The organism is Citrobacter werkmanii (assembly GCF_008693645.1).
Taxonomy (GTDB): Bacteria; Pseudomonadota; Gammaproteobacteria; order Enterobacterales; family Enterobacteriaceae; genus Citrobacter; species Citrobacter werkmanii.
Genome location: NZ_CP044101.1, coordinates 3,011,619 through 3,035,884 on the forward strand (window position 1 = coordinate 3,011,619; position 24,266 = coordinate 3,035,884).

Annotated in this window: 23 protein-coding genes; 10 read left to right on the forward strand and 13 right to left on the reverse strand. The window is 53.1% G+C overall.

Annotated elements, in window-relative coordinates:
• Nucleotides 1-21: 21 nt before the first annotated feature.
• Nucleotides 22-1,464 (forward strand): pyruvate kinase, encoded by a 1,443-nt coding sequence (gene pyk, locus FOB24_RS15200; protein WP_038641420.1) that lies wholly within the window; start codon nucleotides 22-24, stop codon nucleotides 1,462-1,464.
• Nucleotides 1,465-1,508: 44 nt separating this feature from the next.
• On the opposite strand, the gene lpxM is transcribed toward pyk, so the two are convergent.
• The 3 genes from lpxM to znuA all read right to left on the reverse strand — a co-directional run bounded on the left by lpxM (nucleotide 1,509) and on the right by znuA (nucleotide 4,879).
• Entirely contained in the window at nucleotides 1,509-2,480 is a 972-nt protein-coding gene (lpxM, locus tag FOB24_RS15205; protein ID WP_085048042.1) for a lauroyl-Kdo(2)-lipid IV(A) myristoyltransferase, read from the reverse strand.
• Between the two features lie 119 nt (nucleotides 2,481-2,599).
• Nucleotides 2,600-3,919 carry a murein DD-endopeptidase MepM gene (mepM, locus tag FOB24_RS15210; RefSeq protein WP_050764953.1) on the reverse strand — a complete coding sequence of 440 codons (1,320 nt, stop codon included), beginning with the start codon at nucleotides 3,917-3,919 and terminating at the stop codon, nucleotides 2,600-2,602.
• Between the two features lie 15 nt (nucleotides 3,920-3,934).
• Entirely contained in the window at nucleotides 3,935-4,879 is a 945-nt protein-coding gene (gene znuA, locus FOB24_RS15215) for a zinc ABC transporter substrate-binding protein ZnuA (protein WP_038643243.1), read from the reverse strand.
• Between the two features lie 78 nt (nucleotides 4,880-4,957).
• Between znuA and znuC the strand changes: the two genes are divergently transcribed.
• Both znuC and znuB read left to right on the forward strand, forming a co-directional pair.
• The gene (gene znuC, locus FOB24_RS15220) at nucleotides 4,958-5,719 is read left to right on the forward strand and encodes a zinc ABC transporter ATP-binding protein ZnuC (RefSeq protein ID WP_150345118.1); all 762 of its coding nucleotides are present in this window, start codon (nucleotides 4,958-4,960) and stop codon (nucleotides 5,717-5,719) included.
• Complete coding sequence (gene znuB, locus FOB24_RS15225) at nucleotides 5,716-6,501, forward strand: zinc ABC transporter permease subunit ZnuB (RefSeq protein WP_069324707.1); 786 nt, start codon at nucleotides 5,716-5,718, stop codon at nucleotides 6,499-6,501. Before znuC ends, znuB begins: the two co-directional genes overlap by 4 nt.
• A 78-nt stretch (nucleotides 6,502-6,579) precedes the next feature.
• Here the strand turns inward: znuB and ruvB are convergent, their stop codons facing one another.
• From ruvB to aspS, 6 genes are all read right to left on the reverse strand, one after another.
• Nucleotides 6,580-7,590 (reverse strand): Holliday junction branch migration DNA helicase RuvB, encoded by a 1,011-nt coding sequence (gene ruvB / locus FOB24_RS15230; RefSeq protein WP_005120696.1) that lies wholly within the window; start codon nucleotides 7,588-7,590, stop codon nucleotides 6,580-6,582.
• 8 nt (nucleotides 7,591-7,598) lie between these two features.
• On the reverse strand, nucleotides 7,599-8,210 hold the full coding sequence (gene ruvA, locus FOB24_RS15235; protein ID WP_038641428.1) for a Holliday junction branch migration protein RuvA: 612 nt from the start codon (nucleotides 8,208-8,210) through the stop codon (nucleotides 7,599-7,601).
• Nucleotides 8,211-8,290: 80 nt separating this feature from the next.
• Nucleotides 8,291-8,812, reverse strand: a complete 522-nt coding sequence (gene ruvC / locus FOB24_RS15240; protein ID WP_003034867.1) for a crossover junction endodeoxyribonuclease RuvC — start codon at nucleotides 8,810-8,812, stop codon at nucleotides 8,291-8,293.
• Nucleotides 8,813-8,846: 34 nt separating this feature from the next.
• Nucleotides 8,847-9,590, reverse strand: a complete 744-nt coding sequence (locus FOB24_RS15245; protein WP_006684137.1) for a YebC/PmpR family DNA-binding transcriptional regulator — start codon at nucleotides 9,588-9,590, stop codon at nucleotides 8,847-8,849.
• Between the two features lie 28 nt (nucleotides 9,591-9,618).
• Nucleotides 9,619-10,062 carry a dihydroneopterin triphosphate diphosphatase gene (nudB, locus tag FOB24_RS15250; protein WP_038641430.1) on the reverse strand — a complete coding sequence of 148 codons (444 nt, stop codon included), beginning with the start codon at nucleotides 10,060-10,062 and terminating at the stop codon, nucleotides 9,619-9,621.
• A 1-nt stretch (nucleotide 10,063) separates the two neighbouring features.
• Nucleotides 10,064-11,836: an aspartate--tRNA ligase gene (gene aspS, locus FOB24_RS15255; protein WP_042307805.1), complete on the reverse strand. Its 1,773-nt coding sequence runs from the start codon at nucleotides 11,834-11,836 to the stop codon at nucleotides 10,064-10,066.
• A gap of 266 nt (nucleotides 11,837-12,102) precedes the next feature.
• On the opposite strand from aspS, the gene FOB24_RS15265 reads away from it, so the two are divergent.
• The 5 genes from FOB24_RS15265 to cmoB all read left to right on the forward strand — a co-directional run bounded on the left by FOB24_RS15265 (nucleotide 12,103) and on the right by cmoB (nucleotide 15,803).
• Entirely contained in the window at nucleotides 12,103-12,669 is a 567-nt protein-coding gene (locus FOB24_RS15265; protein WP_150345119.1) for a hydrolase, read from the forward strand.
• Entirely contained in the window at nucleotides 12,666-13,484 is an 819-nt protein-coding gene (locus FOB24_RS15270) for a DUF72 domain-containing protein (RefSeq protein ID WP_150345120.1), read from the forward strand. Before FOB24_RS15265 ends, FOB24_RS15270 begins: the two co-directional genes overlap by 4 nt.
• Before the next feature lie 174 nt (nucleotides 13,485-13,658).
• Entirely contained in the window at nucleotides 13,659-14,054 is a 396-nt protein-coding gene (locus FOB24_RS15275; RefSeq protein WP_038641437.1) for an MAPEG family protein, read from the forward strand.
• Nucleotides 14,055-14,094: 40 nt separating this feature from the next.
• Nucleotides 14,095-14,838, forward strand: a complete 744-nt coding sequence (gene cmoA, locus FOB24_RS15280; RefSeq protein ID WP_038641439.1) for a carboxy-S-adenosyl-L-methionine synthase CmoA — start codon at nucleotides 14,095-14,097, stop codon at nucleotides 14,836-14,838.
• A complete protein-coding gene (gene cmoB / locus FOB24_RS15285; RefSeq protein ID WP_137350754.1) occupies nucleotides 14,835-15,803 on the forward strand; it encodes a tRNA 5-methoxyuridine(34)/uridine 5-oxyacetic acid(34) synthase CmoB in 969 nt (322 codons plus the stop codon). The genes cmoA and cmoB overlap by 4 nt, the downstream gene beginning before the upstream one ends.
• 235 nt (nucleotides 15,804-16,038) lie before the next feature.
• Here the strand turns inward: cmoB and cutC are convergent, their stop codons facing one another.
• On the reverse strand, nucleotides 16,039-16,785 hold the full coding sequence (gene cutC / locus FOB24_RS15290) for a copper homeostasis protein CutC (protein ID WP_085048039.1): 747 nt from the start codon (nucleotides 16,783-16,785) through the stop codon (nucleotides 16,039-16,041).
• 2 nt (nucleotides 16,786-16,787) lie between these two features.
• On the reverse strand, nucleotides 16,788-17,354 hold the full coding sequence (locus tag FOB24_RS15295) for a VOC family protein (protein ID WP_038641445.1): 567 nt from the start codon (nucleotides 17,352-17,354) through the stop codon (nucleotides 16,788-16,790).
• 238 nt (nucleotides 17,355-17,592) lie between these two features.
• Between FOB24_RS15295 and argS the strand changes: the two genes are divergently transcribed.
• Both argS and mrdA read left to right on the forward strand, forming a co-directional pair.
• Nucleotides 17,593-19,326, forward strand: a complete 1,734-nt coding sequence (gene argS, locus FOB24_RS15300; RefSeq protein WP_085048037.1) for an arginine--tRNA ligase — start codon at nucleotides 17,593-17,595, stop codon at nucleotides 19,324-19,326.
• 182 nt (nucleotides 19,327-19,508) lie between these two features.
• Entirely contained in the window at nucleotides 19,509-21,446 is a 1,938-nt protein-coding gene (gene mrdA / locus FOB24_RS15305) for a penicillin-binding protein 2 (protein WP_038641449.1), read from the forward strand.
• Here mrdA and bglB read toward each other — a convergent pair.
• Together bglB and FOB24_RS15315 are read right to left on the reverse strand one after the other, a co-directional pair.
• Entirely contained in the window at nucleotides 21,418-22,557 is a 1,140-nt protein-coding gene (gene bglB / locus FOB24_RS15310) for a beta-galactosidase BglB (protein WP_150345121.1), read from the reverse strand. The two genes, mrdA and bglB, sit on opposite strands and share 29 nt — an antisense overlap.
• Entirely contained in the window at nucleotides 22,558-24,144 is a 1,587-nt protein-coding gene (locus FOB24_RS15315; protein WP_038641453.1) for an MFS transporter, read from the reverse strand. It lies immediately after the preceding gene.
• Nucleotides 24,145-24,266: the final 122 nt, after the last annotated feature.

Consider the following 24,266-nt stretch of genomic DNA (forward strand, 5'->3'; position numbering starts at 1 on the left):
TTTCAGTCAACGGAGTATTACATGTCCAGAAGGCTTCGCAGAACCAAAATCGTTACCACGTTAGGCCCAGCAACTGATCGCGATAACAACCTCGAAAAAATTATCGCTGCGGGTGCGAACGTCGTACGTATGAACTTTTCGCACGGCTCTCCAGAAGATCACAAAATGCGGGCGGATAAGGTCCGTGAAATTGCCGCAAAACTGGGACGCCATGTAGCTATTTTGGGTGACCTGCAGGGACCTAAAATCCGCGTATCAACCTTTAAAGAAGGTAAAGTTTTTCTTAATGTTGGCGACAAGTTCCTGTTAGACGCCAACCTTGGCAAAGGCGAAGGCGACAAAGAAAAAGTCGGGATCGATTATAAAGGTCTGCCTGCTGACGTCGTGCCAGGCGATATCCTGCTACTTGATGACGGTCGCGTACAGCTTAAGGTGCTGGAAGTCCAGGGAATGAAAGTCTTCACCGAAGTCACCGTCGGCGGCCCGCTGTCCAATAATAAGGGCATCAACAAACTGGGCGGCGGTCTTTCTGCTGAAGCCCTGACCGAAAAAGATAAAGCTGACATCGTCACTGCAGCGCAAATCAGCGTTGATTATCTGGCCGTCTCCTTCCCGCGCTGCGGCGAAGACCTGAACTATGCCCGTCGTCTGGCGCGCGACGCAGGTTGCGATGCGAAAATCGTCGCCAAGGTAGAACGTGCGGAAGCTGTCTGCGACCAGAATGCGATGGATGACATCATTCTGGCTTCCGACGTGGTGATGGTCGCGCGTGGCGACCTGGGCGTTGAAATCGGCGATCCTGAGCTGGTAGGTATTCAAAAAGCGTTGATTCGTCGCGCACGTCAGCTGAACCGTGCGGTCATTACCGCCACACAGATGATGGAGTCGATGATTACCAACCCAATGCCGACCCGTGCGGAAGTGATGGACGTGGCTAACGCCGTTCTGGACGGTACCGATGCCGTTATGCTCTCTGCAGAAACGGCAGCAGGCCAGTACCCGGCAGAAACCGTCGCGGCAATGGCTCGCGTATGCCTGGGTGCCGAGAAGATCCCGAGCATCAATGTCTCCAAACACCGTCTTGACGTGCAGTTTGACAACGTCGAAGAAGCAATTGCTATGTCAGCGATGTATGCCGCTAACCACCTGAAAGGGGTAACCGCTATCATCGCGATGACTGAGTCTGGTCGTACCGCGCTGATGACCTCTCGTATCAGTTCTGGCCTGCCGATTTTCGCTATGTCTCGTCATGAACGTACGCTGAATCTGACCTCTCTGTATCGCGGCGTCACCCCGGTTCACTTTGACAGCGAAACTGATGGCGTGGTTGCCGCCAATGAAGCGGTGAACCTCCTGCGCGATAAAGGTTATCTGGTTTCCGGCGACCTGGTGATTGTGACCCAGGGCGATGTCATGAGCACCATTGGCTCAACCAATACCACGCGTATTCTGACCGTCGAGTAACTACCGTCTGATGTAAAAAGGCCTCTCACATGAGAGGCCTTTTTTTATTTCTTCGGATAGAGATCTTTGCGTTTATAAGGCTCAATTTCACCCGGTTTACGCGTCTTAAGCAGTTTTAAAATCCAGGTGTATTGCTCAAGGTGTGGGGCAACAAAAATTTCCACCTCTTCGTTCATTCGTCTGGCAATTGTGTGATCATCCGCCGTCAGGATGTCATCCATCGGAGGACGTACCTGGATCGTCAGGCGGTGCGTTTTACCATCATATACCGGGAACAGAGGCACCACGCGCGCATGGCACACCTTCATCAGACGGCCAATCGCCGGTAACGTTGCTTTATAGGTCGCAAAAAAGTCCACAAACTCGCTGTGTTCAGGACCATGGTCCTGATCCGGCAAATAGTATCCCCAATATCCCTGACGTACAGACTGAATAAACGGTTTGATACCATCGTTACGCGCATGCAGGCGGCCACCGAAACGACGGCGCACCGTGTTCCAGACGTAATCGAATACCGGGTTTCCCTGGTTGTGGAACATCGCCGCCATTTTCTGCCCCTGGGAAGCCATCAACATCGCCGGGATGTCCACCCCCCAGCCATGAGGAACGAGAAAAATCACCTTTTCATCGTTGCGACGCATCTCTTCGATGATATCCAGGCCTTGCCAGTCAACCCGACTCTGAATTTTCTCCGGGCCGCGTATCGCCAGTTCCGCCATCATGACCATCGCCTGAGGCGCGGTCGCGAACATTTCATCGACAATGGCCTCGCGCTCAGCTTCACTACGCTCAGGAAAGCAGAGAGACAAATTGATCAATGCTCTGCGACGCGAGCTTTTTCCCAGTCTTCCGGCGAGCCGTCCGAGCTTTGCCAAAATAGGATCGCGGAATGATGCTGGCGTTAACGCAATCCCGGCTATCGCCGCCACGCCAAGCCAGGCGCCCCAGTAGCGCGGATGGCGAAATGATTTGTGAAACTCAGGGATATACTCAATATTCTTTTTTTTCGTTTCCATGCTCTTCCAGTGTCTGGTATCGCGAAAAGTAAATCTGCTGATAGTGTAGCGGCGCACCGTGTGCCGTACAAAATAAAAAAGCCGGCACGCATCGCGTACCGGCTCTGTCAGTGTGCTAATTAATCAAAACGCAGTTGAGGAACAACTTCTTTCACCTGTGCCAGGTAATCAGTGCGATCTGAACCAGTCAACCCTTCTGTACGCGGCAGTTTCGCCGTCAGCGGGTTAACAGCCTGCTGGTTGATCCAAACTTCGTAATGCAGGTGCGGGCCCGTTGAACGTCCGGTATTGCCTGACAGCGCGATACGGTCGCCACGTTTCACTTTTTGTCCTGGCTTAACCAATAGCTTACGCAGGTGCATATAACGCGTAGTGTAGGTGCGACCATGACGTACCGCAACATAGTACCCAGCGGCGCCGCTGCGCTTCGCGACAACCACTTCACCATCACCCACCGATAGCACTGGCGTCCCCTGCGGCATCGCAAAGTCGACACCTTTATGCGGCGCTACGCGTCCCGTCACCGGGTTCAGGCGACGCGGGTTAAAGTTCGAGGAGATGCGGAACTGTTTCGCCGTTGGGAAACGCATAAAGCCTTTCGCCAGTCCGGTACCATTTCGGTCATAGAACTTACCGTCTTCAGCGCGGATGGCGTAATAATCTTTGCCTTCAGAACGCAAACGCACGCCCAGCAGTTGGCTTTGCTCACGTTTGCCGTCGAGCATTTCGCGAGACATCAGCACCGAGAACTCATCGCCTTTTTTCAGTTTGCGGAAATCCATCTGCCACTGCATGGCCTTGATCACCGCACTGATTTCAGAGCTGGTCAGCCCGGCATCTTTAGCACTGGCAACGAAGCTCCCGCCGACTGTGCCTTTGATACGGCTGTTGACCCAATCGCCCTGCTGCATTTCGCTACTCATTTTGAAACCCGTCGCAGTGCGATCGTAAGTACGAGTTTCGCGACGAGAAACTTCCCAGGTCAGGCGTTGCAGGTCACCTTCCGCGCTTAGCGTCCAGGAAAGTTGCTGGCCAATTTTCAGGTTACGCAACTCTTTATCGGAAGCAGCAAGCTGGCTGATGTCACCCATATCGATGCCGTACTGATTCAGAATACTGCTCAGCGTATCGCCCGTAGAGACGACATACTCATGCACACCGGCCTCACCAGACGTTTTGTCATCCAGTTCATCCTGGGGGATAGCTTCATCTTCCTGAGCGGCCTGATCGATAGGTTCGCTGGCCTCAGGCAACAGAGAACGAATCTCGCTTTTTTCCAGCTCGATAGTTTTGACGATGGGTGCAGAATCGGGGTGGTAAACATAGGGCCGCCAGACAGCGACGGCCAATGTCAGTACGGTAAGCGACCCCAGCATAACGCGATGGGGTCGCGGCAGATTATTAAATGCCAGAGCGACAGAGCGGGCTATCTGTTGCACGTATTCACTTCCTCATTAATCTCCTTTCAGGCAGCTCGCGTACTGGTTGGCTAATTGGTTCAAAAACGCTGAATAGCTTGTTTTACCCAGTTTGATATTCGTTCCGAGTGGATCCAACGTTCCCATTCGAACGGTTGTCCCTCTCGCGACGGCTTCAACGACCGCTGGCCTGAACTGTGGCTCAGCAAAAACGCAGGTTGCTTTTTGCTCAACCAACTGTGTTCTTATTTCATGTAAACGCTGCGCACCAGGTTGAATCTCAGGGTTCACGGTAAAGTGACCAAGCGGTGTTAGTCCGTAGTGTTTCTCGTAGTAGCCATAGGCGTCATGAAAAACGAAATAACCTTTGCCCTTGAGCGGCGCGAGCTCGTTACCTACCTGCTTATCGGTTGCGGCTAATTGTGCCTCAAAATCCTTCAGGTTGGCGTCAAGTTTGGCTCGACTTTGCGGCATAAGTTCCACTAATTTTTCATGGATTGCAACCGCTGAGGCCCGCGCTATCTCTGGGGAGAGCCAAAGATGCATGTTGTAATCGCCGTGATGGTGATGCTCGTCACTTTTTTCACCACCCGCATCGCTGTGTCCATGATCGTCATCGTCGTCGTCAGCACCTTTCATGAGTAACGGTTTCACGTCATTAAGCTGCGCAATCGTTACCTGTTTCGCGTTAGGAATATTCTTGACTGACTTTTCCATAAACGCTTCCATCTCAGGTCCAATCCACACGACTAAGTCCGCGCCCTGTAAGCGTTTTACGTCTGAAGGACGCAGTGAGTAATCGTGTTCGGAAGCCCCGTCAGGCAGCAGAACCTGGGTATCAGTTACCCCATCAGCAATGGCTGAAGCGATAAATCCCAGCGGCTTAAGAGACGCCACAACGGCGGCATTTGCCGCCTGTGTTGCACTACCCCAAAGAGCAGCGGATAATGCTGCGAAAAGAAGCGTATTTTTATGTAACATAATGCGACCAATCATCGTAACGAATGTAAGAAATGTGATATTATAACATTCTATAACTTCTGCAAGACTAAAATTGATATGACGACTTTGGTTTCACTGGAAAATGTCTCGGTCTCTTATGGTCAACGCCGCGTCCTTTCTGACGTATCGCTTGAACTTCGACCCGGTAAAATTTTGACGCTTCTCGGCCCAAATGGTGCCGGGAAGTCAACCCTGGTGCGCGTTGTTTTAGGGCTGGTAGCGGCTGACGAGGGAGTTATCAAGCGTAATGGTCAATTGCGGATTGGCTATGTGCCGCAAAAGCTGTACCTCGATACCACGCTTCCGCTGACGGTCAGTCGTTTTCTGCGCTTACGTCCCGGCACCAAAAAAGAGGATATTCTTCCGGCGCTGAAGCGCGTTCAGGCCGGGCATCTGATGAATGCGCCGATGCAAAAACTCTCTGGCGGGGAAACGCAACGCGTCCTGTTGGCCCGTGCTTTATTGAATAAGCCTCAGCTACTGGTTCTTGATGAACCGACCCAGGGTGTGGATGTCAATGGTCAGGTCGCACTGTACGATCTTATCGACCAGTTACGACGTGAACTGGATTGCGCCGTACTGATGGTTTCCCATGACCTGCATCTGGTGATGGCTAAAACCGATGAAGTGCTGTGCCTCAACCACCATATTTGCTGTTCCGGCGCGCCGGAAGTGGTTTCCATGCACCCGGAATTCATCTCAATGTTCGGGCAACGCGGCGCCGAACAACTCGGAATTTACCGTCATAATCATAATCATAATCATCGCCACGATTTACAGGGTCGTATCGTCTTACGCCGGGGAAATGGTCACTCATGATTGAATTGTTATTACCCGGTTGGTTAGCCGGGATCATGCTGGCCTGTGCCGCCGGCCCACTCGGCTCGTTCGTTGTCTGGCGTCGTATGTCTTATTTTGGTGATACGCTGGCCCACGCTTCACTGCTGGGCGTCGCTTTTGGTCTGCTGCTGAATGTAAATCCTTTCTATGCCGTCATTGCCGTGACCCTGATGCTGGCGGCCGGTCTGGTATGGCTGGAGAAGCGCCCTCACCTCGCGATCGATACCTTGCTTGGTATTATGGCGCACAGCGCGTTGTCATTGGGGCTGGTTGTCGTCAGCTTGATGTCAAACATCCGCGTGGATCTGATGGCCTACCTGTTTGGTGATTTACTCGCCGTGACGCCAGAAGATCTCATCTCCATCGCCATTGGCGTGATTATCGTTCTGGCGATTCTGTTCTGGCAGTGGCGCAACCTGCTGTCGATGACCATCAGTCCGGATCTGGCTTTTGTTGATGGCGTGAAGCTGCAACGCGTTAAGCTGTTGCTGATGCTGGTTACAGCTTTAACTATCGGTGTGGCGATGAAGTTTGTCGGGGCGCTGATTATCACCTCTCTGCTGATCATCCCTGCGGCAACCGCCCGTCGTTTCGCCCGCACACCGGAACAGATGGCAGGCGTCGCCGTTGGTGTGGGTATGATAGCGGTTACAGGGGGGCTGACCTTCTCAGCCTTTTATGATACCCCAGCAGGGCCATCCGTGGTGCTGTGTGCCGCGCTGCTGTTTATCTTCAGCATGATGAAAAAGCAGGCGAGCTAAGCGAGTGTTGCCCGGTGGCGCTGCGCTTACCGGGCCTACAAAATCGCCCTGGCCTGGTGAGCGTAGCGACTTCAGCCGCTAAGGCATCTCTGGCGGCGTGATCCCGAAATGGTTCCAGGCGCGCACCGTTGCCATTCTTCCGCGCGGCGTACGCTGCAGAAAACCTTGCTGAATCAGATACGGCTCCAGCACATCCTCAATGGTTTCACGTTCTTCCCCGATCGCCGCCGCCAGGTTATCCAGGCCGACCGGTCCACCGAAGAATTTATCGATCACCGCCAGCAGCAGCTTGCGGTCCATATAATCGAAGCCTTCCGCGTCGACGTTGAGCATATCCAGCGCCTGAGCGGCGATATCCGCCGAAATGGTGCCGTCATGCTTCACCTCGGCAAAATCACGTACCCGGCGTAATAAACGGTTGGCGATACGCGGCGTACCACGGGCGCGACGCGCCACTTCCAACGCCCCTTCATCGCTCATTTCCAGTCCCATGAAGCGGGCGCTACGTCCGACAATGTGCTGCAGATCGGCAACCTGATAGAACTCCAGTCGCTGCACAATACCAAAGCGATCACGCAGCGGGGACGTTAACGACCCGGCGCGCGTCGTCGCCCCAATCAGGGTAAACGGCGGCAGATCGATCTTAATTGAACGTGCAGCAGGCCCTTCGCCAATCATGATATCCAGTTGATAATCTTCCATCGCCGGATACAGCACCTCTTCCACCACCGGCGACAGGCGATGGATTTCATCGATAAAGAGAACATCGTGGGGTTCAAGGTTAGTGAGCATCGCCGCCAGATCGCCCGCTTTCTCCAGCACAGGTCCGGATGTGGTGCGCAGGTTGACGCCCATTTCATTGGCCACAATATTGGCAAGCGTGGTTTTACCGAGGCCAGGAGGACCAAAAATCAGCAGGTGATCGAGGGCATCACCGCGCAGCTTTGCCGCCTGAATAAAAATCTCCATTTGCGAGCGTACCTGAGGCTGGCCAATATACTCTTCCAGCAATTTAGGGCGGATCGCACGATCCACCAGGTCTTCAGGTGTCGTGCTGACAGCCGAAATCAGGCGATCTGCTTCAATCATCCTTTACCTCACAATGCCGCGCGAAGCGCTTCACGAATCAGGGTTTCACTGCTGGCATCAGGGCGGGCAATTTTGCTCACCATGCGGCTGGCTTCCTGTGGTTTATAGCCTAACGCCACCAGCGCAGCAACCGCTTCCTGCTCGGCGTCCTCCGTTGCCGGACTTGCCGGAGAGGTCAGGACCAGATCCGCCGCCGGGGTAAAGAGATCGCCATGCAGACCTTTAAAGCGGTCCTTCATTTCTACAATCAAACGCTCGGCAGTTTTCTTTCCAATGCCGGGTAACTTCACCAGCGCGCCAAGTTCTTCACGTTCAACGGCATTCACGAACTGCTGGGCAGACATACCGGAGAGGATCGCCAGCGCCAGCTTCGGGCCTACGCCATTGGTTTTAATTAACTCTTTAAATAGCGTGCGTTCTTGCTTGTTGTTGAAGCCATACAGCAACTGCGCGTCTTCACGCACCACAAAATGGGTGAAGATAATCGCTTCCTGTCCGGCTTCCGGCAGCTCGTAAAAACAGGTCATGGGCATATGCACTTCATAGCCTACCCCACCCGTTTCCAGAAGGACCAGCGGGGGTTGTTTTTCAAGAATGATGCCTCTGAGTCTGCCTATCACATGACGCTCCTGCGTTAAGGGCTAAAAGGTAATGCGCTATCATAAAAAAAGGCTGGATAGATATCCAGCCTCATTTGTCACTAACGTAACCGACCTCGCGCCAGATTCAGCCTCGACTCGCTCATTTGCATGGCATTCTGACTGACATGGCAGTGGGTAATGGCAATCGCCAACGCATCCGCGGCGTCCGCCTGCGGGTTGGCGGGCAGCTTCAGTAGCGTACGCACCATATGCTGCACTTGGCTTTTTTCCGCACTACCGATACCAACCACGGTCTGTTTTACCTGGCGGGCCGCGTATTCAAAGACCGGAAGGTCCTGATTGGTCGCCGCAACGATTGCCACGCCGCGCGCCTGCCCCAGCTTTAGCGCCGAGTCGGCATTCTTCGCCATAAAAACCTGCTCAATGGCAAAATAGTCCGGCTGGAACTGGGTAATAATCTCCGTCACGCCCGCATAAATCAGCTTCAGACGTGACGGAAGATCGTCGACTTTGGTGCGAATACAGCCGCTGCCGAGGTAGGTCAGTTGCCTGCCGACCTGACGGATTACGCCATAACCGGTAATGCGTGACCCCGGGTCAATGCCGAGAATAATAGACATCACGCATCTCCTGTTACTTTATGGCTTAACCACATCATTCTAAGGTCGCAGCAACCTCATCGGAGATTTCACCGTTGTGGTAAACTTCCTGTACGTCGTCGCAGTCTTCCAGCATATCGATCAGACGCATCAGTTTCGGTGCCGTTTCTGCATCCATGTCTGCTTTAGTGGACGGGATCATCGTCACTTCAGCGCTGTCTGCTTTCAGGCCAGCCGCTTCCAGCGCGTCACGCACTTTGCCCATCTCTTCCCACGCGGTGTAAACATCAATTGCGCCGTCGTCGTAGGTCACTACATCTTCAGCACCGGCTTCCAGCGCCGCTTCCATGATGGTGTCTTCGTCGCCTTTCTCAAAAGAGATCACGCCTTTTTTGCTGAACAGGTAAGCCACAGAGCCGTCGGTGCCCAGGTTACCGCCGGTTTTGCTGAACGCATGACGCACTTCAGCCACGGTACGGTTACGGTTGTCAGACAGGCATTCAATCATCACTGCGGTGCCGCCAGGGCCGTAACCTTCATAGATGATGGTCTCCATATTCGAGTCTTCATCACCGCCCACGCCACGCGCGATGGCACGGTTCAGGGTGTCACGGGTCATGTTGTTGGACAGCGCTTTATCCACCGCCGCGCGCAGACGCGGGTTAGCATCCGGATCGCCCCCGCCCAGCTTAGCCGCCGTCACCAGCTCACGAATGATTTTGGTGAAAATTTTACCGCGCTTGGCATCCTGCGCGGCTTTACGATGTCTGGTATTGGCCCATTTACTATGACCTGCCATAAATAATATCTCCAAAAAGCGCGCCTTCTCAGGCGACGTTAATCACAAATTCTTCAATCGCCTGCCGATTACTCCACGACTTGGTTAACTGGGCGGCTTCAACCGCATTAACCCAACGATAGGTCAGATGTTCGGTGAACACGATCTCTCGTTCTGAGGGAAGTGCCAGGCAAAACCAGGATTCAGTATTACGTTCAATTCCCGGCGCATAGCGATGACGTAAATGGCTAAAAATCTCAAACTCCACCGTGCGCTGACAGTCAATTAAGGTCAGTTGCTCAGTCGCAACATCAATGGCGACCTCTTCCTTTACTTCGCGCATGGCGGCCTGCGACGCGGTTTCACCCTCTTCCAGACTGCCGGTGACCGACTGCCAGAAGTCAGGATCGTCGCGTCGCTGTAACATCAGCACTCTCCCGGTGTCCTTTGCATAAATCACGACCAACACCGAGACAGGCTGTTTGTACTTCATATCAGTTATTCTCGGCCTTCTTCACAACCTGAATGCTCAGTTCCGCCAGCGCAGCTTCGTTAGCGAAGCTTGGCGCTTCAGTCATCAGACACGCGGCTGCCGTCGTTTTCGGGAAGGCAATAACGTCGCGAATGTTATCAGTACCCGTCAGCAACATGGTCAGACGATCCAGACCAAACGCCAGGCCCGCATGCGGCGGAGTACCATATTTTAGCGCATCCAGCAGGAAGCCGAATTTCTCGCGCTGCTCTTGCTCGTTAATGCCCAGAATACCGAATACGGTCTGCTGCATGTCACCGTTGTGAATACGTACGGAACCACCACCTACTTCATAGCCGTTGATAACCATATCGTAAGCATTGGCAACCGCATCTTCCGGCGCAGCTTTCAGCTCAGCAGCGGTCATGTCTTTCGGCGAGGTGAACGGGTGGTGCATCGCGGTCAGACCGCCTTCACCATCGTCTTCAAACATCGGGAAGTCGATGACCCACAGCGGCGCCCATTTCGACTCGTCGGTAATGCTCAGATCTTTACCCAGTTTCAGACGCAGCGCGCCCATCGCGTCGGCAACCACTTTCTTGTTGTCGGCACCGAAGAAAATCATGTCGCCGTCTTGCGCTCCGGTACGCGCCAGAATCGCTTCCACGATTTCTGCGTTCAGGAACTTAGCCACCGGGCTGGTGATACCTTCCAGACCTTTCGCACGCTCGGTGACTTTGATGTAAGCCAGACCTTTCGCGCCGTAGATCTTAATAAAGTTACCGTAATCATCGATCTGCTTACGGCTTAAGCTCGCACCGCCCGGTACGCGCAGAGCGGCTACTCGGCCTTTCGGATCGTTCGCCGGACCAGAGAACACCGCGAACTCAACGTCTTTCACCAGATCGGCGACGTCAACCAGTTCCATTGGGTTACGCAGGTCTGGTTTATCGGAGCCGTAACGGCGCTCAGCCTCGGCAAAGGTCATGATCGGGAAATCGCCGAGATCCACACCTTTCACTTCCAGCCACAGATTCCGCACTAACGCTTCCATTACTTCACGCACCTGCGGCGCAGTCATGAAAGACGTCTCGACGTCGATCTGGGTAAATTCAGGCTGACGGTCAGCACGTAAGTCTTCATCGCGGAAGCATTTTACGATCTGATAGTAACGGTCAAAGCCAGACATCATCAGCAGCTGTTTGAACAGCTGAGGAGACTGCGGCAGCGCGTAAAACTTGCCTTTATGAACGCGGGAAGGCACCAGATAGTCGCGCGCGCCTTCCGGCGTCGCTTTGGTCAACATCGGGGTTTCGATGTCGAGGAAGCCGTGATCGTCCATAAAACGACGCACCAGGCTGGTAATTTTGGCGCGTGTTTTCAGGCGCTGCGCCATTTCAGGACGACGCAGGTCCAGATAACGATACTTCAGACGCGCTTCTTCGGTATTAACGTGGTTAGAGTCCAGCGGCAGTGAGTCTGAGCGGTTGATGATGGTCAGATCGGACGCCAGTACTTCAATTTCGCCAGTCGCCATATCGGCATTGACGTTTTTCGCATCACGCGCACGCACGGTGCCCGTAACCTGGATGCAGAACTCATTACGCAGTTCGGAGGCCAGCTTTAACGCGTCCGCACGGTCCGGATCGAAAAATACCTGCACGATACCTTCGCGGTCGCGCATATCGATAAAGATCAGGCTACCAAGATCACGACGACGGTTGACCCAACCACACAGAGTCACCTGCTGCCCCTCGTGGGACAGACGTAGCTGCCCGCAATATTCTGTACGCATGAGATATCCCTTAACTTTGCCGCAGGCGGATTGTCATCTGTCTCGCAGATGACGAAGTCGCAGCTTTAGCTGAATGTCACAACTGAATGAAAAAAGGCGGCTATTATACTGGAAATTCTGCCGCACGATAAGTCCGGTACTGACTGTACGCCTGTTTCCTCGACGGGCATTGCGTAATCTCACAAAAAATAACAAAAATTGTCGCCCCTTTCACACTGATTCGCGATTAAGGTGTAACGGAATTCTTATTTTTTACTGGAGTGACCATGCTGGAACTGAACGCAACAACAATCGCCCTTGTCGTTATTGACTTACAGGAAGGGATCCTGCCTTTCGCTGGCGGACCACATACGGCACATGATGTGGTTATCCGCGCCGCACGGTTGGCGGAAAAATTTCGTGCTAAGGGTTCTCCAGTAGTGATGGTACGCGTTGGCTGGTCTGATGATTATGCTGAAGCGCTGAAACAGCCGGTTGATGCCCAGGCCCCGGCCAAAGCGTTACCCGACAACTGGTGGCATTATCCGCAAGCCCTGGGCAAATGCGCCAGCGATCTGGAAGTCACCAAACGTCAGTGGGGCGCGTTCTACGGTACCGATCTCGAGCTACAGTTGCGCCGCCGGGGCATCGATACCATCGTCCTGTGTGGCATCTCCACGAATATTGGCGTGGAATCCACCGCGCGAAACGCGTGGGAGCTAGGATTCAATCTGATTATTGCGGAAGATGCCTGTAGCGCCGCCAGTGCTGACCAGCATCAAGGCAGCATGACACACATTTTCCCACGCATTGCGCGCGTGCGCAGTGTGGACGAGATCCTGCACGCGTTATGATCTATATCGGCTTACCCCAGTGGTCGCACCCGAGATGGGTGCGACTTGGGATCACCAGCCTGGAAGAGTATGCCCGGCACTTTAACTGCGTGGAAGGCAACACCACGCTGTATGCGTTGCCAAAAGCCGAGATTGTCGCCCGCTGGCATGCTCAAACCACCGATGCGTTTCGATTTTGTTTTAAGTTTCCGGCCACCATTTCACATCAGGCCGCGTTGCGTAACTGTGATAATTTGGTACAGGAATTTTTCACGCGCATGTCACCGCTGGAAGCGCGCATCGGGCAATACTGGTTACAATTACCCGCCACCTTTGCCCCACGCGATCTGTCCGCTCTGTGGCCGTTTCTCGACGCGCTCCCCAAATCCTTTACCTACGGTGTCGAAGTTCGCCATCCGGACTTCTTTGCCAAAGGCGAAGCCGAGCAGCAACTGAATCGCGGCCTGCATGAGCGAGGTGTAAACCGGGTGATTTTAGACAGTCGCCCGGTGCATGCCGCCATCCCGCATACTGAAGCGGTACGAGAAGCTCAGCGTAAGAAACCAAAGGTTCCGGTTCATGCAGTGGTAACAGCCAATCATCCGATGGTGCGTTTTATCGGTAGCGATGATATGGCACAAAACCGGCAGTTATTTGCAGTTTGGTTAACCAAGCTGTCGCAGTGGCAGCAATCCACGACGCCGTATCTTTTTTTACATACGCCGGATATCGCGCAGGCCCCGGAGCTGGTAGACACGTTATGGGCGGATTTACGTAGCGCCCTGCCAGAGATCGGATCAGCACCGTCTATTCCACAGCAATCTTCTCTTTTCTGAAATTGCCACCTATCATAGACAGTGCCATCAACTCAACCATACTCTAAATAATTCGAGTTGCAGGAAGATGGCAAGTGAGAGAATCCCCTGGAGCTTACATAAGTAAGTGACTGGGGGGAGCGAGCACAGCCATCGCGCATGCAACTTGAAGTATGACGAGTAAAGGGAGTTTGTATGGTCAGCGCGCTTTATGCCGTATTAGGTGCGTTATTGTTAATAAAGTTCTCATTTGACGTCGTGCGCCTGCGTATGCTGTACCGCGTTGCCTATGGTGACGGTGGTTTTAGCGAACTGCAAAGCGCTATCCGTATTCATGGTAATGCGGTGGAATATATTCCTGTCGCGTTAGTGCTGCTGTTATTTATGGAAATGAACGGCGCAGAAACGTGGATGGTGCATATTTGCGGACTGATGTTGATTGCCGGACGACTGATGCATTATTACGGATTCCACCACCGGCTTTTCCGCTGGCGGCGTTCAGGCATGAGCGCGACCTGGTGTTCGCTGTTGCTAATGGTGCTGGCGAATCTTTGGTATATGCCCTGGGAGTTGGTTTTCTCCCTGCATTAGCGCACAATACGCCACTTTATTTTTCCCGGATTTTTACGTTATGTCTCACCGCGACACGCTTTTTTCTGCGCCTATCGCCAGTCTGGGTGACTGGACCTTTGATGAACGGGTAGCTGAAGTCTTCCCGGATATGATCCAGCGTTCCGTTCCCGGCTACTCCAATATCATTTCGATGATTGGCATGCTGGCCGAACGTTTCGTACAACCCAACACACAGGTCTACGATCTCGGCTGCTCTTTGGGCGCGGCGACGCTCTCGGTGCGTCGCAATATTCATCACGAGAATTGCAAAATTATTGCCATTGATAATTCCCCGGCGATGGTTGAGCGCTGCCGTCGTCATATTGACGCTTATAAGGCACCAACCCCGGTTGACGTCATCGAAGGCGATATTCGCGACATTACTATCGAAAACGCCTCGATGGTGGTGCTGAATTTTACCCTGCAGTTCCTTGAGCCACCTGAGCGCCAGGCATTGTTGGATAAGATTTATCAGGGACTGAATCCCGGCGGTGCGCTGGTGCTGTCGGAGAAATTCAGTTTCGAAGACGCTCAAGTTGGCGAGCTGCTGTTCAACATGCACCATGACTTCAAACGCGCAAATGGCTATAGCGAACTGGAAATCAGCCAGAAGCGCAGCATGCTGGAGAACGTGATGCTGACCGACTCCGTAGAAACACACAAAGCGCGCCTGCATCAGGCTGGTTTTGAGCACAGCGAATTGTGGTTCCAGTGCTTCAACTTTGGTTCCCTGGTGGCGTTGAAAGCTGAGGTTTGCGCATGATCGATTTTGGTAACTTTTATCAGTTGATTGCCAAAAATCACCTTTCCCACTGGCTGGAAACACTCCCGGCGCAAATCGCTGCCTGGCAGCGCGATCAGCATGGCTTATTTAAGCAGTGGTCGAATGCGGTGGAGTTTTTGCCAGAGTTAACGCCGTATCGTCTGGACTTACTGCATAGCGTCACCGCAGAAAGCGAGCAACCACTTAGCGACGGTCAGCTCAAACGCATCGACACCCTGATGCGGAACCTGATGCCATGGCGTAAAGGGCCATACTCGCTCTACGGCGTCAATATTGATACCGAATGGCGCTCAGACTGGAAATGGGATCGCGTCCTGCCGCATTTATCGGATCTTACCGGCCGTACCATTCTCGATGTCGGCTGCGGCAGCGGATATCACATGTGGCGTATGATTGGCGCGGGGGCGCACCTGGCGGTGGGCATCGATCCTACGCAATTGTTCCTGTGCCAGTTTGAAGCGGTGCGTAAACTGCTGGGCAACGATCAGCGCGCGCATCTGCTGCCGCTGGGTATTGAACAGCTTCCGGCGCTCAACGCCTTTGATACCGTATTTTCCATGGGTGTGCTGTATCATCGACGTTCCCCGCTGGAACACCTGTGGCAGTTGAAAGATCAGTTGGTTAAAGAGGGTGAACTGGTACTGGAAACGTTGGTAGTCGAGGGTGATGAAAATACCGTACTGGTGCCGGGTGACCGCTACGCGCAGATGCGTAACGTCTATTTTATCCCCTCTGCGTTGGCGCTAAAAAACTGGCTGGAAAAATGCGGATTTGTTGATGTACGCATCGCCGATGTCTGCGTCACCACCATCGAAGAGCAGCGCCGCACCGAGTGGATGATAACCGAATCGCTGGCCGATTTTCTCGACCCGAACGACCACAGTAAAACGGTTGAAGGCTACCCCGCCCCATTACGCGCGGTATTGATTGCGCGTAAGCCGTAATAGATTGCCGAATGACCGTTACGTATAGCACCGTTTCTCCAAAATAGTTCACGTTGCAGCAAGGCGGCAACGCAGTAAATCTCCGGGAGCGTAGATAACTACGTGACCGGGGTGCGCGAGGCGGCCAACGCTGCTGCGGCTTGAAATATGAAGGAGAAAAAAAGGCCCCTGTTGAAATTGCAGGGGCCTGGTACGAGCAAGCATCATATTGGGCGACATGATGCAACGGTAAAAATCAGCTGGCCTGATGGCGTGCCATGATTGCTTTCATTTCAGCAACCGCCGCTCCGTCTACCGCATAGCGAGAATACTCATCCGCCTGCGTATCCGAAGACATCGACAACCCCGAATGGCGATAACGCATTGGGGAAGCCAGCCATACTCCGGCAGAACTATGGACTTCCTGCACTCCAGCATCCAGGAACAGGGACAAATTCGAGGCGCGAACCCCCGCTCCGGCCATAATGATTGGAGCACCCGCCTGCGCAATAAGTTCCATTATTTTTGTTAAACCTTGCACTGCATCTGATTTTTGCCCGGAAGTCAGTACCCTGGCGATGCCCAATTGAGAGAGTTTTTGTAGCGCATTGAGTGGGTTAGCGCACATATCAAACGCCCGATGAAAAGTGACATTCAGCGGACCGGCAGCCGCCATTATTTTTTCCATGCGCGGCATATCGACATTGCCATCCACATCTAAAATACCGGTCACCAGCCCTGGAAATCCCAGTTCTCTGACCATCGCAATATCATCCAGCATTGCCGCGAATTCACCGTCGGTATAACAAAAATCCCCTCCACGCGGGCGGATAATCGGGTTGACGGGAATAGCAACATGCTGACGAACCGAACGCAATACGCCCAGTGACGGCGTTAAGCCCCCTTCTTTGGGCGCCGAGCAAAGCTCAATGCGATCCGCGCCGTTTTGCTGCGCCGTAAGCGCGCATTCCATGCTGTAACAGCAAACTTCCAGTAAGGCCATGTTTACTCCTGTCGCTCACTTGCCACAATGGTTTCAATCGACCACGGGTGAAACTTTATCGTCACACTGCCATCGCTGACCGCCAGCGTAGGATTGGGTAATCGCTCACGCTCTCCTTTCGGTGAGCTGGTTTTCACGAAAATGCCCGGCTGACTCAAGCCTTGATCGGAAAGCAGCGCCAACGCTCGCGCATTCAGCGTTTGTGCATCACCCGGCAGGACAATCTCAATATGCTCCCAACCTTCATGTGGATAACGCTTTTCTCCCGGCCACGGCAGCTCTACGATGGAAAATGTCCAGTGCAGTACGCAAACCGGCTCATGAAGTTTGAACAGGCAAATGGGTCTGCCATTGATGATATTCTCTGACAATAGTTCACCGCACTGCTCAAACCCACGACGCCAGCGCTCTGCGGTAGTATTTTGATGGCAACGCAAAGAAATGTGATCGGCTTCAAGCGGTGTGACATCCAGACCAAGACGGGTGGAAAGTTCTGTTAACGCCTGCGTGAAATGCGGTAAATCTGCGGAAATATCATGCAGTTCTGCAACTGTTTGCCAGTTCGCCATAATAAAAGCTCATATCCATGTTCAAAGCCGCTAATTTACTCTGTTGCACTGCGCCATCCAACCGCTGTTTTTTTCAAACGCGATATGCATAATTATACGTTATTGCGTTGCTTTCATTTCCGACAGCGCACTGTACTCGCAATGCTGACGGCAACGGGCATTTGCAGTATACTCCCGCCCTAAATTCTTAAACTGGCGCGGTGAATTTTATCCCGCTTCATAAATGTAAGGTATTCCGGTGAATATTCAGGCTCTTCTCTCAGAAAAAGTCAGTCAGGCCATGATTGCTGCAGGCGCGCCTGCAGATTGCGAACCGCAGGTTCGTCAGTCAGCAAAAATACAGTTCGGTGACTATCAGGCCAACGGCATGATGGCTGTCGCTAAAAAACTGGGTATGGCGCCGCGACAACTGGCTGAGCAGGTGCTGACTCATCTGGATCTCAACGGGATTGCCAGCAAGGTTGAAATTGCTGGCCCGGGCTTTATCAATATTTTTCTCGATCCGGCATTTCTGGCGCAGCATGTTCAGCAGGCGCTTGCCTCCGATCGTCTGGGCGTAACCCAACCGGCTAAACAAACCGTTGTTGTCGACTACTCCGCGCCTAACGTAGCGAAAGAGATGCACGTGGGTCACCTGCGTTCCACCATCATCGGTGACGCTGCGGTGCGTACGCTGGAGTTCCTCGGCCACAATGTTATTCGTGCTAACCACGTTGGCGACTGGGGTACTCAGTTCGGTATGCTGATCGCATGGCTGGAAAAACAGCAGCAAGAAAACGCCGGAGAGATGGCGCTGGCTGACCTGGAAGGTTTCTACCGTGACGCGAAAAAGCATTACGACGAAGATGAAGCCTTCGCAGAACGCGCCCGTAGCTATGTTGTTAAACTGCAAGGCGGCGACGAATATTTCCGTGAGATGTGGCGCAAACTTGTCGACATTACCATGTCGCAGAATCAGTTAACTTACGACCGCCTGAACGTCACGCTGACCCGTGACGACGTAATGGGGGAAAGCCTGTACAACCCGATGCTGCCAGGTATCGTGGCCGATCTGAAGGCGAAAGGTCTGGCTGTTGAGAGCGAAGGCGCTACCGTCGTATTCCTTGATGAGTATAAGAACAAGGAAGGCGAACCGATGGGCGTTATCATTCAGAAGAAAGATGGCGGCTATCTCTACACCACCACCGACATCGCCTGCGCCAAGTATCGTTACGAAACGCTGCATGCCGACCGCGTTCTCTATTACATCGATTCCCGTCAGCATCAGCACTTGATGCAGGCCTGGACCATCGTCCGTAAAGCTGGCTATGTGCCGGATTCCGTGCCGCTGGAACACCACATGTTCGGTATGATGCTGGGCAAAGACGGTAAACCGTTCAAAACCCGTGCGGGCGGTACGGTTAAACTGGCCGATCTGCTGGATGAAGCGCTGGAACGCGCGCGTCGTCTGGTGGCTGAGAAGAACCCGGATATGCCTACCGATGAGCTGGAAAAGCTGGCGAATGCGGTCGGTATCGGCGCAGTGAAATATGCGGATTTGTCCAAAAACCGTACCACTGACTACATCTTCGACTGGGACAATATGCTGGCGTTCGAAGGCAACACCGCGCCGTACATGCAGTATGCCTACACCCGCGTACTGTCCGTGTTCCGTAAAGCGGAAATCGACGAGAGCACGCTGGCAAATGCGCAGGTCATTATCAATGAAGATCGCGAGGCCCAGTTGGCTGCGCGTCTGCTGCAGTTTGAAGAAACGCTCACCGTCGTGGCCCGTGAAGGTACGCCGCACGTGATGTGTGCCTACCTGTACGACGTAGCGGGTCTGTTCTCCGGCTTCTACGAGCATTGCCCTATCCTCAGCGCGGAGAACGAAGAGATTCGTAACAGCCGTCTGAAGCTGGCGCAACTGACGGCGAAAACCCTGAAGCTGGGTCTGGATACGCTGGGTATCGAAACCGTAGAACGTATGTAAGTACGCAATGATTGAGGCCTGAGTCTGTAACGCGGACTCAGGCCTTTTTTATTTCCGTAACAGGCTATCTGTAACAACTCACAAGGAATGACACATTTCCGTAGAGATATGGAACATTTTTTGCCTGTCATCCCGTTTGAGCCTCCGTATCATTAGGCGGCGAATTAATCGGGTACGGGTCAATGACATTCAGAGATTTTGAGGCGGAAGAAAAACTCTTCCAGCGGCGTGTGATAGTGGCCTTTGGCCTTGTGGTTATCTGTTTTGGCATCCTGATTTACAATCTCTACAATTTACAAATCTGTCAGCACCAGTATTACACCACCCGCTCGAATGCAAACGACATCAAAATGCTGCCCGTCGCTCCAACGCGAGGCATGATTTACGATCGTAACGGCATCCCGCTGGTGCGCAACGTAACCTGGTACGACATTTCCGTTACGCCTTATAAAATCAGCGATATGGATACCCTAATCAGGCAGCTAACGCCGATCGTTGACCTCACCCCGGATGACATTGACCAGTTCCGCCATGAGCTAAAATCCAGCAGCCGTTATCGCCCGGTAGTGCTAAAAAATGCGCTGACCGATGTAGAAATCGCTCGCTTCTCGGTTAACCAGTTTCGTTTCAGTGGCGTCAATATCAATAGCTATGAAGACCGCCAGTACCCCTATGGGGCCGCACTGGCGCATGTACTTGGCTATGTTTCAAAAATCAACGACAACGATCTGAAAGCACTGGATAAAAAAGGTCTGGCAGAAAACTACGCCGCCGATCACAACATCGGCAAGCAGGGTATTGAGCACTATTACGAAAACGAACTGCATGGAAAAACCGGTTATCAGGAGGTGGAAGTCGATAACCACGGACGCATCGTCCGCTTGATCAAGGATGTGCCGCCTGTTGCCGGGAAAGATATCCATCTGACACTGGACTTACATTTACAGCAATACATTGAGAGTCTGTTGGCGGGCCAGCGTGCGGCAGTACTGGTGGAAGATCCGCACGACGGTTCCGTGCTGGCGATGGTCTCCAATCCCAGCTATGACCCCAATCCGTTTGTCAAAGGCATCAGCTATCAGGACTATAACAAGCTGTTGCAGGATAAAGACCTGCCTTTAATCAACCGCGTCACGCAGGGGTTATACCCTCCTGCCTCCACGGTCAAACCCTACATGGCGATGTCAGCGTTACTGAACGGCGTCATCACCCCGCAGACCAGTTTCTTCGGCGCGCCCACCTGGACGCTACCCGGCACCGAGCGACATTATCGTGACTGGAAAAAAACCGGTCACGGTATGCTGGACGTCACCAAAGCGATTGAAGAATCCGCCGATACCTTCTTTTATCAGGTGGCGTATATGATGGGGATCGACCGGATTAACAGCATGCTCAGCCAGTTTGGTTACGGTAAACCGACCGGTATCGATCTTGATGAGGAGTATAACGGCCTGCTCCCGAGTCGCGAATGGAAACAGAAAGTACATAAAAAAGCATGGTATCAAGGGGATACCATTTCTGTTGGTATCGGCCAGGGCTACTGGATTGCCACGCCGATCCAGATGGTAAAGGCTATGGTAGCGCTGATTAACAACGGCAAAGTCATCGCTCCTCACCTGCTACTCGATGAAGAAAGCGGCAAAACCCTCACGCCATACCAGGCTCCTGAACCGCCGTCGCAAATCGCCTCTGCGTCGTCACCCTACTGGGGGCTGGTGCGTCAGGCGATGTTCGGCATGGCAAATGAACCAAACGGTACCGGGTATAAGTTCTTTCACACCGCACCTTACGGCATTGCGGCGAAAAGTGGCACATCGCAGGTCTTCAGCCTGAAAGAAAATCAGACCTACAATGCGAAAATGATTCCTGTCCGTTTGCGCGACCATGTGTTTTATACCGCTTTTGCGCCCTATAAGAACCCGAAAGTCGCCGTGGCGTTAATCCTCGAAAACGGCGGCAGCGACGGTGTTACCGCCGCGCCGGTCATGCGGCAAATCATGGATCATCTGTTTGCGCCGCAGGATAATGCCGCGCAAACAGAGGTGAATCAACAATCAGGTCCGTTAGCGGCAGCCCCCTCTGCCAACGAGATCAAAAATACTTACGCAAGTATTCGGTAAGGCACAGTATCGCCATGGCCTGTCCATATGGCATGGAGGTCCGCGGGATATTGCGGTAAAAATCGAGATTGTGCCCCATTCCGGTACCAAACGAGGTGTGCATCAATTCACCTTCTGGTGAGATATGTTGCACAATGCCTCTGATGGCTTTTTCGGCCACCGCGGCATACTCTTGTCCGACATAGCGTTTACGTACTGCTTTGAGGATCCCATACGCAAATCCGGCGGTAGCTGACGCTTCCAGATACGACTGCTGATCGTCCAGCAGCGTGTGCCACAATCCACTTTCATCCTGGCACCTTGCCAGCGCCGCGATTTGCGCGTGCAGGACCTGCACCAGATAGCGGCGAACGGCACTGTTTTCTGGTAAATCGAGCAGTTCGAGGAAGTCCGGGATTACGATAGTTAACCAGCTGTTACCACGCGCCCAGCGGGCGTTGGCAAAATTATGCCGCCCTTCATAGCTCCAGCCGTGGAACCACAGCCCCGTTTCTTTATCCATCAGGTTCTGCACATGCAGCAGGAACTGATAGGTTGCCTCTTCGATATATTCTGGACGGTTGAGCAACTTGCCGATTTTCGCCAGTGGCAAAACCGTCATCATCAACGTGTCATCCCACATTTGCTGATGATTCTCTTCCGCCAGCGTAATGTGCTGCATACCGCCGAATTCGGTACGCGGCATATCATGCATGGCCCACTCAGCCCAGCTGTCGAGCCACGGCAGATACGCGGGGTTACGCGTCTCTTCATAGCGATACGCCAGCGTTAAAAACGGCGCCATAGTGTTGACGTTTTTGGTGGTCGCACCTTCAGCAAAGCGATCGGCAAACCAGCTATCGATGATATCGCGCATCGTTTCATCGCCGGTTTGCTGATAATACTGATACATCCCGTACAGGCCGACGCCGTGCGTCCACTCCCATCCCGCCCAGCCTTTGGTATCAATAACGCGGCCGTCGTCCAGACGCAGCAGGAATTCGCCTGTCTCATCATGAATATTGACCAGGTTATGCGTCACCTTTTTGATCAACGTTTTTAATTCATCCCTGGCAATAAAATGGTCAGGTTGTCGCAATAACGGGCTGTGTTTAACCGGGTAAACAATCATTTACTTCACCTCTGTCAATGTCGAATTCAATGCGGCACCCTTTTCCAGTTTCGGTGCTGCTGGCTTATTACGATTCAGGTAACCAATATTGTTGTTGCCCCAAAGTGATTCATATGGCATGCCCGACAGCATCTCTACGGTCGCGCGGCCTTTGGCGGAGAGCCCTTCCGGCACGGGGCGTCCCGATGCCCGCATTTTTGCGGTCTCTTCACGTAGGGTACTGTGGGTTTGCAGGTTCAGTTTGAAGCGCAAGGAAACCAGGAAACCCAGCGCCAGAACAATTAGCGTACCGCAGCTCAGAATTAACAAAATGGTATGGCTGACCGCCGCGGGTTGTACGCTGTGACCGGAGACAAAACCGGACATCTGCATGACAATCCCAACCAGCATCACCGCTCCCGCCTGTGACGCCTTACGCGTTAACGTCATAATGCCGGCGAAGATCCCTTCCCGGCGCTGGCCGGTAATCACTTCGTCAACGTCAGCAATATAGGTGTAGGTATTCCAGGGGACATAATTGATACCGCCGCGTCCCAGACCCGCAATGGCAGAGACCAGCAGCAACAGAGAATAAACATCGCTTAACCCGGCATAGTAAAGCAGCGCATAAGAGAGAGAGCTCGCGCCAAACAGGACAACCACCATCCGGTATGATGGCGCGGGTCCAAAGCGGATACACAATGGGATCATGGCGATAACGGCAATGAACTGGAAGATAGCCATCGTTCCCAGCAGGTTTGACGCCATCGAGGCTTCCTGCATCAGCACAAACACCACATAGTAAGTAAAGACGGCGTTAAAAACGTCCTGCGCTATATAGCCGCCGAGATACATTCCTAAATGCTGGCGGAAGATTCGGATGCGCAGTGTTGAACTCAGTTCAACAAACAGACGGGTCATGCTTTGGCTAAAGGTCAGCTTTTTCTTCTCTTCTTCGGCTCGCAGCGCGGCTTCAGTCCACTCAGCACGTGGGCGCTCCCAGGTAAAGAACCAGACGAAAATCAGCATCAGCGCGCACAGCACAGAGAACACCAGGCTGGCGTAGAAAAAAGACACCGGGTTATCTTTGCCAAACAGCGTCAGCAGAACGCCGGGTAAGAACGAGGCCAGAATAGCTGACATTTGCGCCATCGAAATACGCGCGCCGGAAAACTTGGTTTTCTGTTTGAAGTCATCGGTCATTTCGGGCACCAGCGTTTCATAGGGCACCAGAATCATGGTGTAGACCACGTCAAAAATCAGATAGGTCAGCAGGTAGTACCAGAAACCCATGTCACCCACCCACATCAGCGAGTAGCTAAAGACGCAGGGGATCCCCAACAGAATAAAAAACTTACGTCGCCCGAAGCGTTTACCGAGCCAGGTGGAACCAAAGTTATCGGTTAAAAACCCCATTAACGGGCTAACCACGGCATCCAGCACCCTGGCGGTGGCAAAAATGAAGGTCGCCTCGATAGGCGTCAGGCCACAAAACGTAGTGTAAAAATAGAGCAGCCAGGCGGCGGTTAATGCCGTGGTACCTGCGCCCAAAAAATCCCCCGAACCGTAGGCAAAATAGTTAACCAGTCCGATTTTACGTGTCTTCATTGCCGTTACCCCTGCACATTATTGGGAGGCCCCGCAATCCTCGCGTTGATATTGGGCGTCCTTACAGGGTCACAGTAAAAGCTAACAGGAAGTGAAACCTTTCTGTTTCTGCCAGGGATGTT

Bases quoted from the DNA above. Each gene is read 5' to 3' on its own strand.
- pyk (WP_038641420.1), top strand. From the start codon at position 22: ATGTCCAGAAGGCTTCGCAGAACCAAAATCGTTACCACGTTAGGCCCA.
- lpxM (WP_085048042.1), bottom strand. From the start codon at position 2,480: ATGGAAACGAAAAAAAAGAATATTGAGTATATCCCTGAGTTTCACAAA.
- znuA (WP_038643243.1), bottom strand. From the start codon at position 4,879: ATGTTACATAAAAATACGCTTCTTTTCGCAGCATTATCCGCTGCTCTT.
- znuC (WP_150345118.1), top strand. From the start codon at position 4,958: ATGACGACTTTGGTTTCACTGGAAAATGTCTCGGTCTCTTATGGTCAA.
- znuB (WP_069324707.1), top strand. From the start codon at position 5,716: ATGATTGAATTGTTATTACCCGGTTGGTTAGCCGGGATCATGCTGGCC.
- ruvB (WP_005120696.1), bottom strand. From the start codon at position 7,590: ATGATTGAAGCAGATCGCCTGATTTCGGCTGTCAGCACGACACCTGAA.
- ruvC (WP_003034867.1), bottom strand. From the start codon at position 8,812: ATGTCTATTATTCTCGGCATTGACCCGGGGTCACGCATTACCGGTTAT.
- FOB24_RS15245 (WP_006684137.1), bottom strand. From the start codon at position 9,590: ATGGCAGGTCATAGTAAATGGGCCAATACCAGACATCGTAAAGCCGCG.
- nudB (WP_038641430.1), bottom strand. From the start codon at position 10,062: ATGAAGTACAAACAGCCTGTCTCGGTGTTGGTCGTGATTTATGCAAAG.
- aspS (WP_042307805.1), bottom strand. From the start codon at position 11,836: ATGCGTACAGAATATTGCGGGCAGCTACGTCTGTCCCACGAGGGGCAG.
- FOB24_RS15265 (WP_150345119.1), top strand. From the start codon at position 12,103: ATGCTGGAACTGAACGCAACAACAATCGCCCTTGTCGTTATTGACTTA.
- FOB24_RS15270 (WP_150345120.1), top strand. From the start codon at position 12,666: ATGATCTATATCGGCTTACCCCAGTGGTCGCACCCGAGATGGGTGCGA.
- FOB24_RS15275 (WP_038641437.1), top strand. From the start codon at position 13,659: ATGGTCAGCGCGCTTTATGCCGTATTAGGTGCGTTATTGTTAATAAAG.
- cmoA (WP_038641439.1), top strand. From the start codon at position 14,095: ATGTCTCACCGCGACACGCTTTTTTCTGCGCCTATCGCCAGTCTGGGT.
- cmoB (WP_137350754.1), top strand. From the start codon at position 14,835: ATGATCGATTTTGGTAACTTTTATCAGTTGATTGCCAAAAATCACCTT.
- cutC (WP_085048039.1), bottom strand. From the start codon at position 16,785: ATGGCCTTACTGGAAGTTTGCTGTTACAGCATGGAATGCGCGCTTACG.
- FOB24_RS15295 (WP_038641445.1), bottom strand. From the start codon at position 17,354: ATGGCGAACTGGCAAACAGTTGCAGAACTGCATGATATTTCCGCAGAT.
- mrdA (WP_038641449.1), top strand. From the start codon at position 19,509: ATGACATTCAGAGATTTTGAGGCGGAAGAAAAACTCTTCCAGCGGCGT.
- bglB (WP_150345121.1), bottom strand. From the start codon at position 22,557: ATGATTGTTTACCCGGTTAAACACAGCCCGTTATTGCGACAACCTGAC.
- FOB24_RS15315 (WP_038641453.1), bottom strand. From the start codon at position 24,144: ATGAAGACACGTAAAATCGGACTGGTTAACTATTTTGCCTACGGTTCG.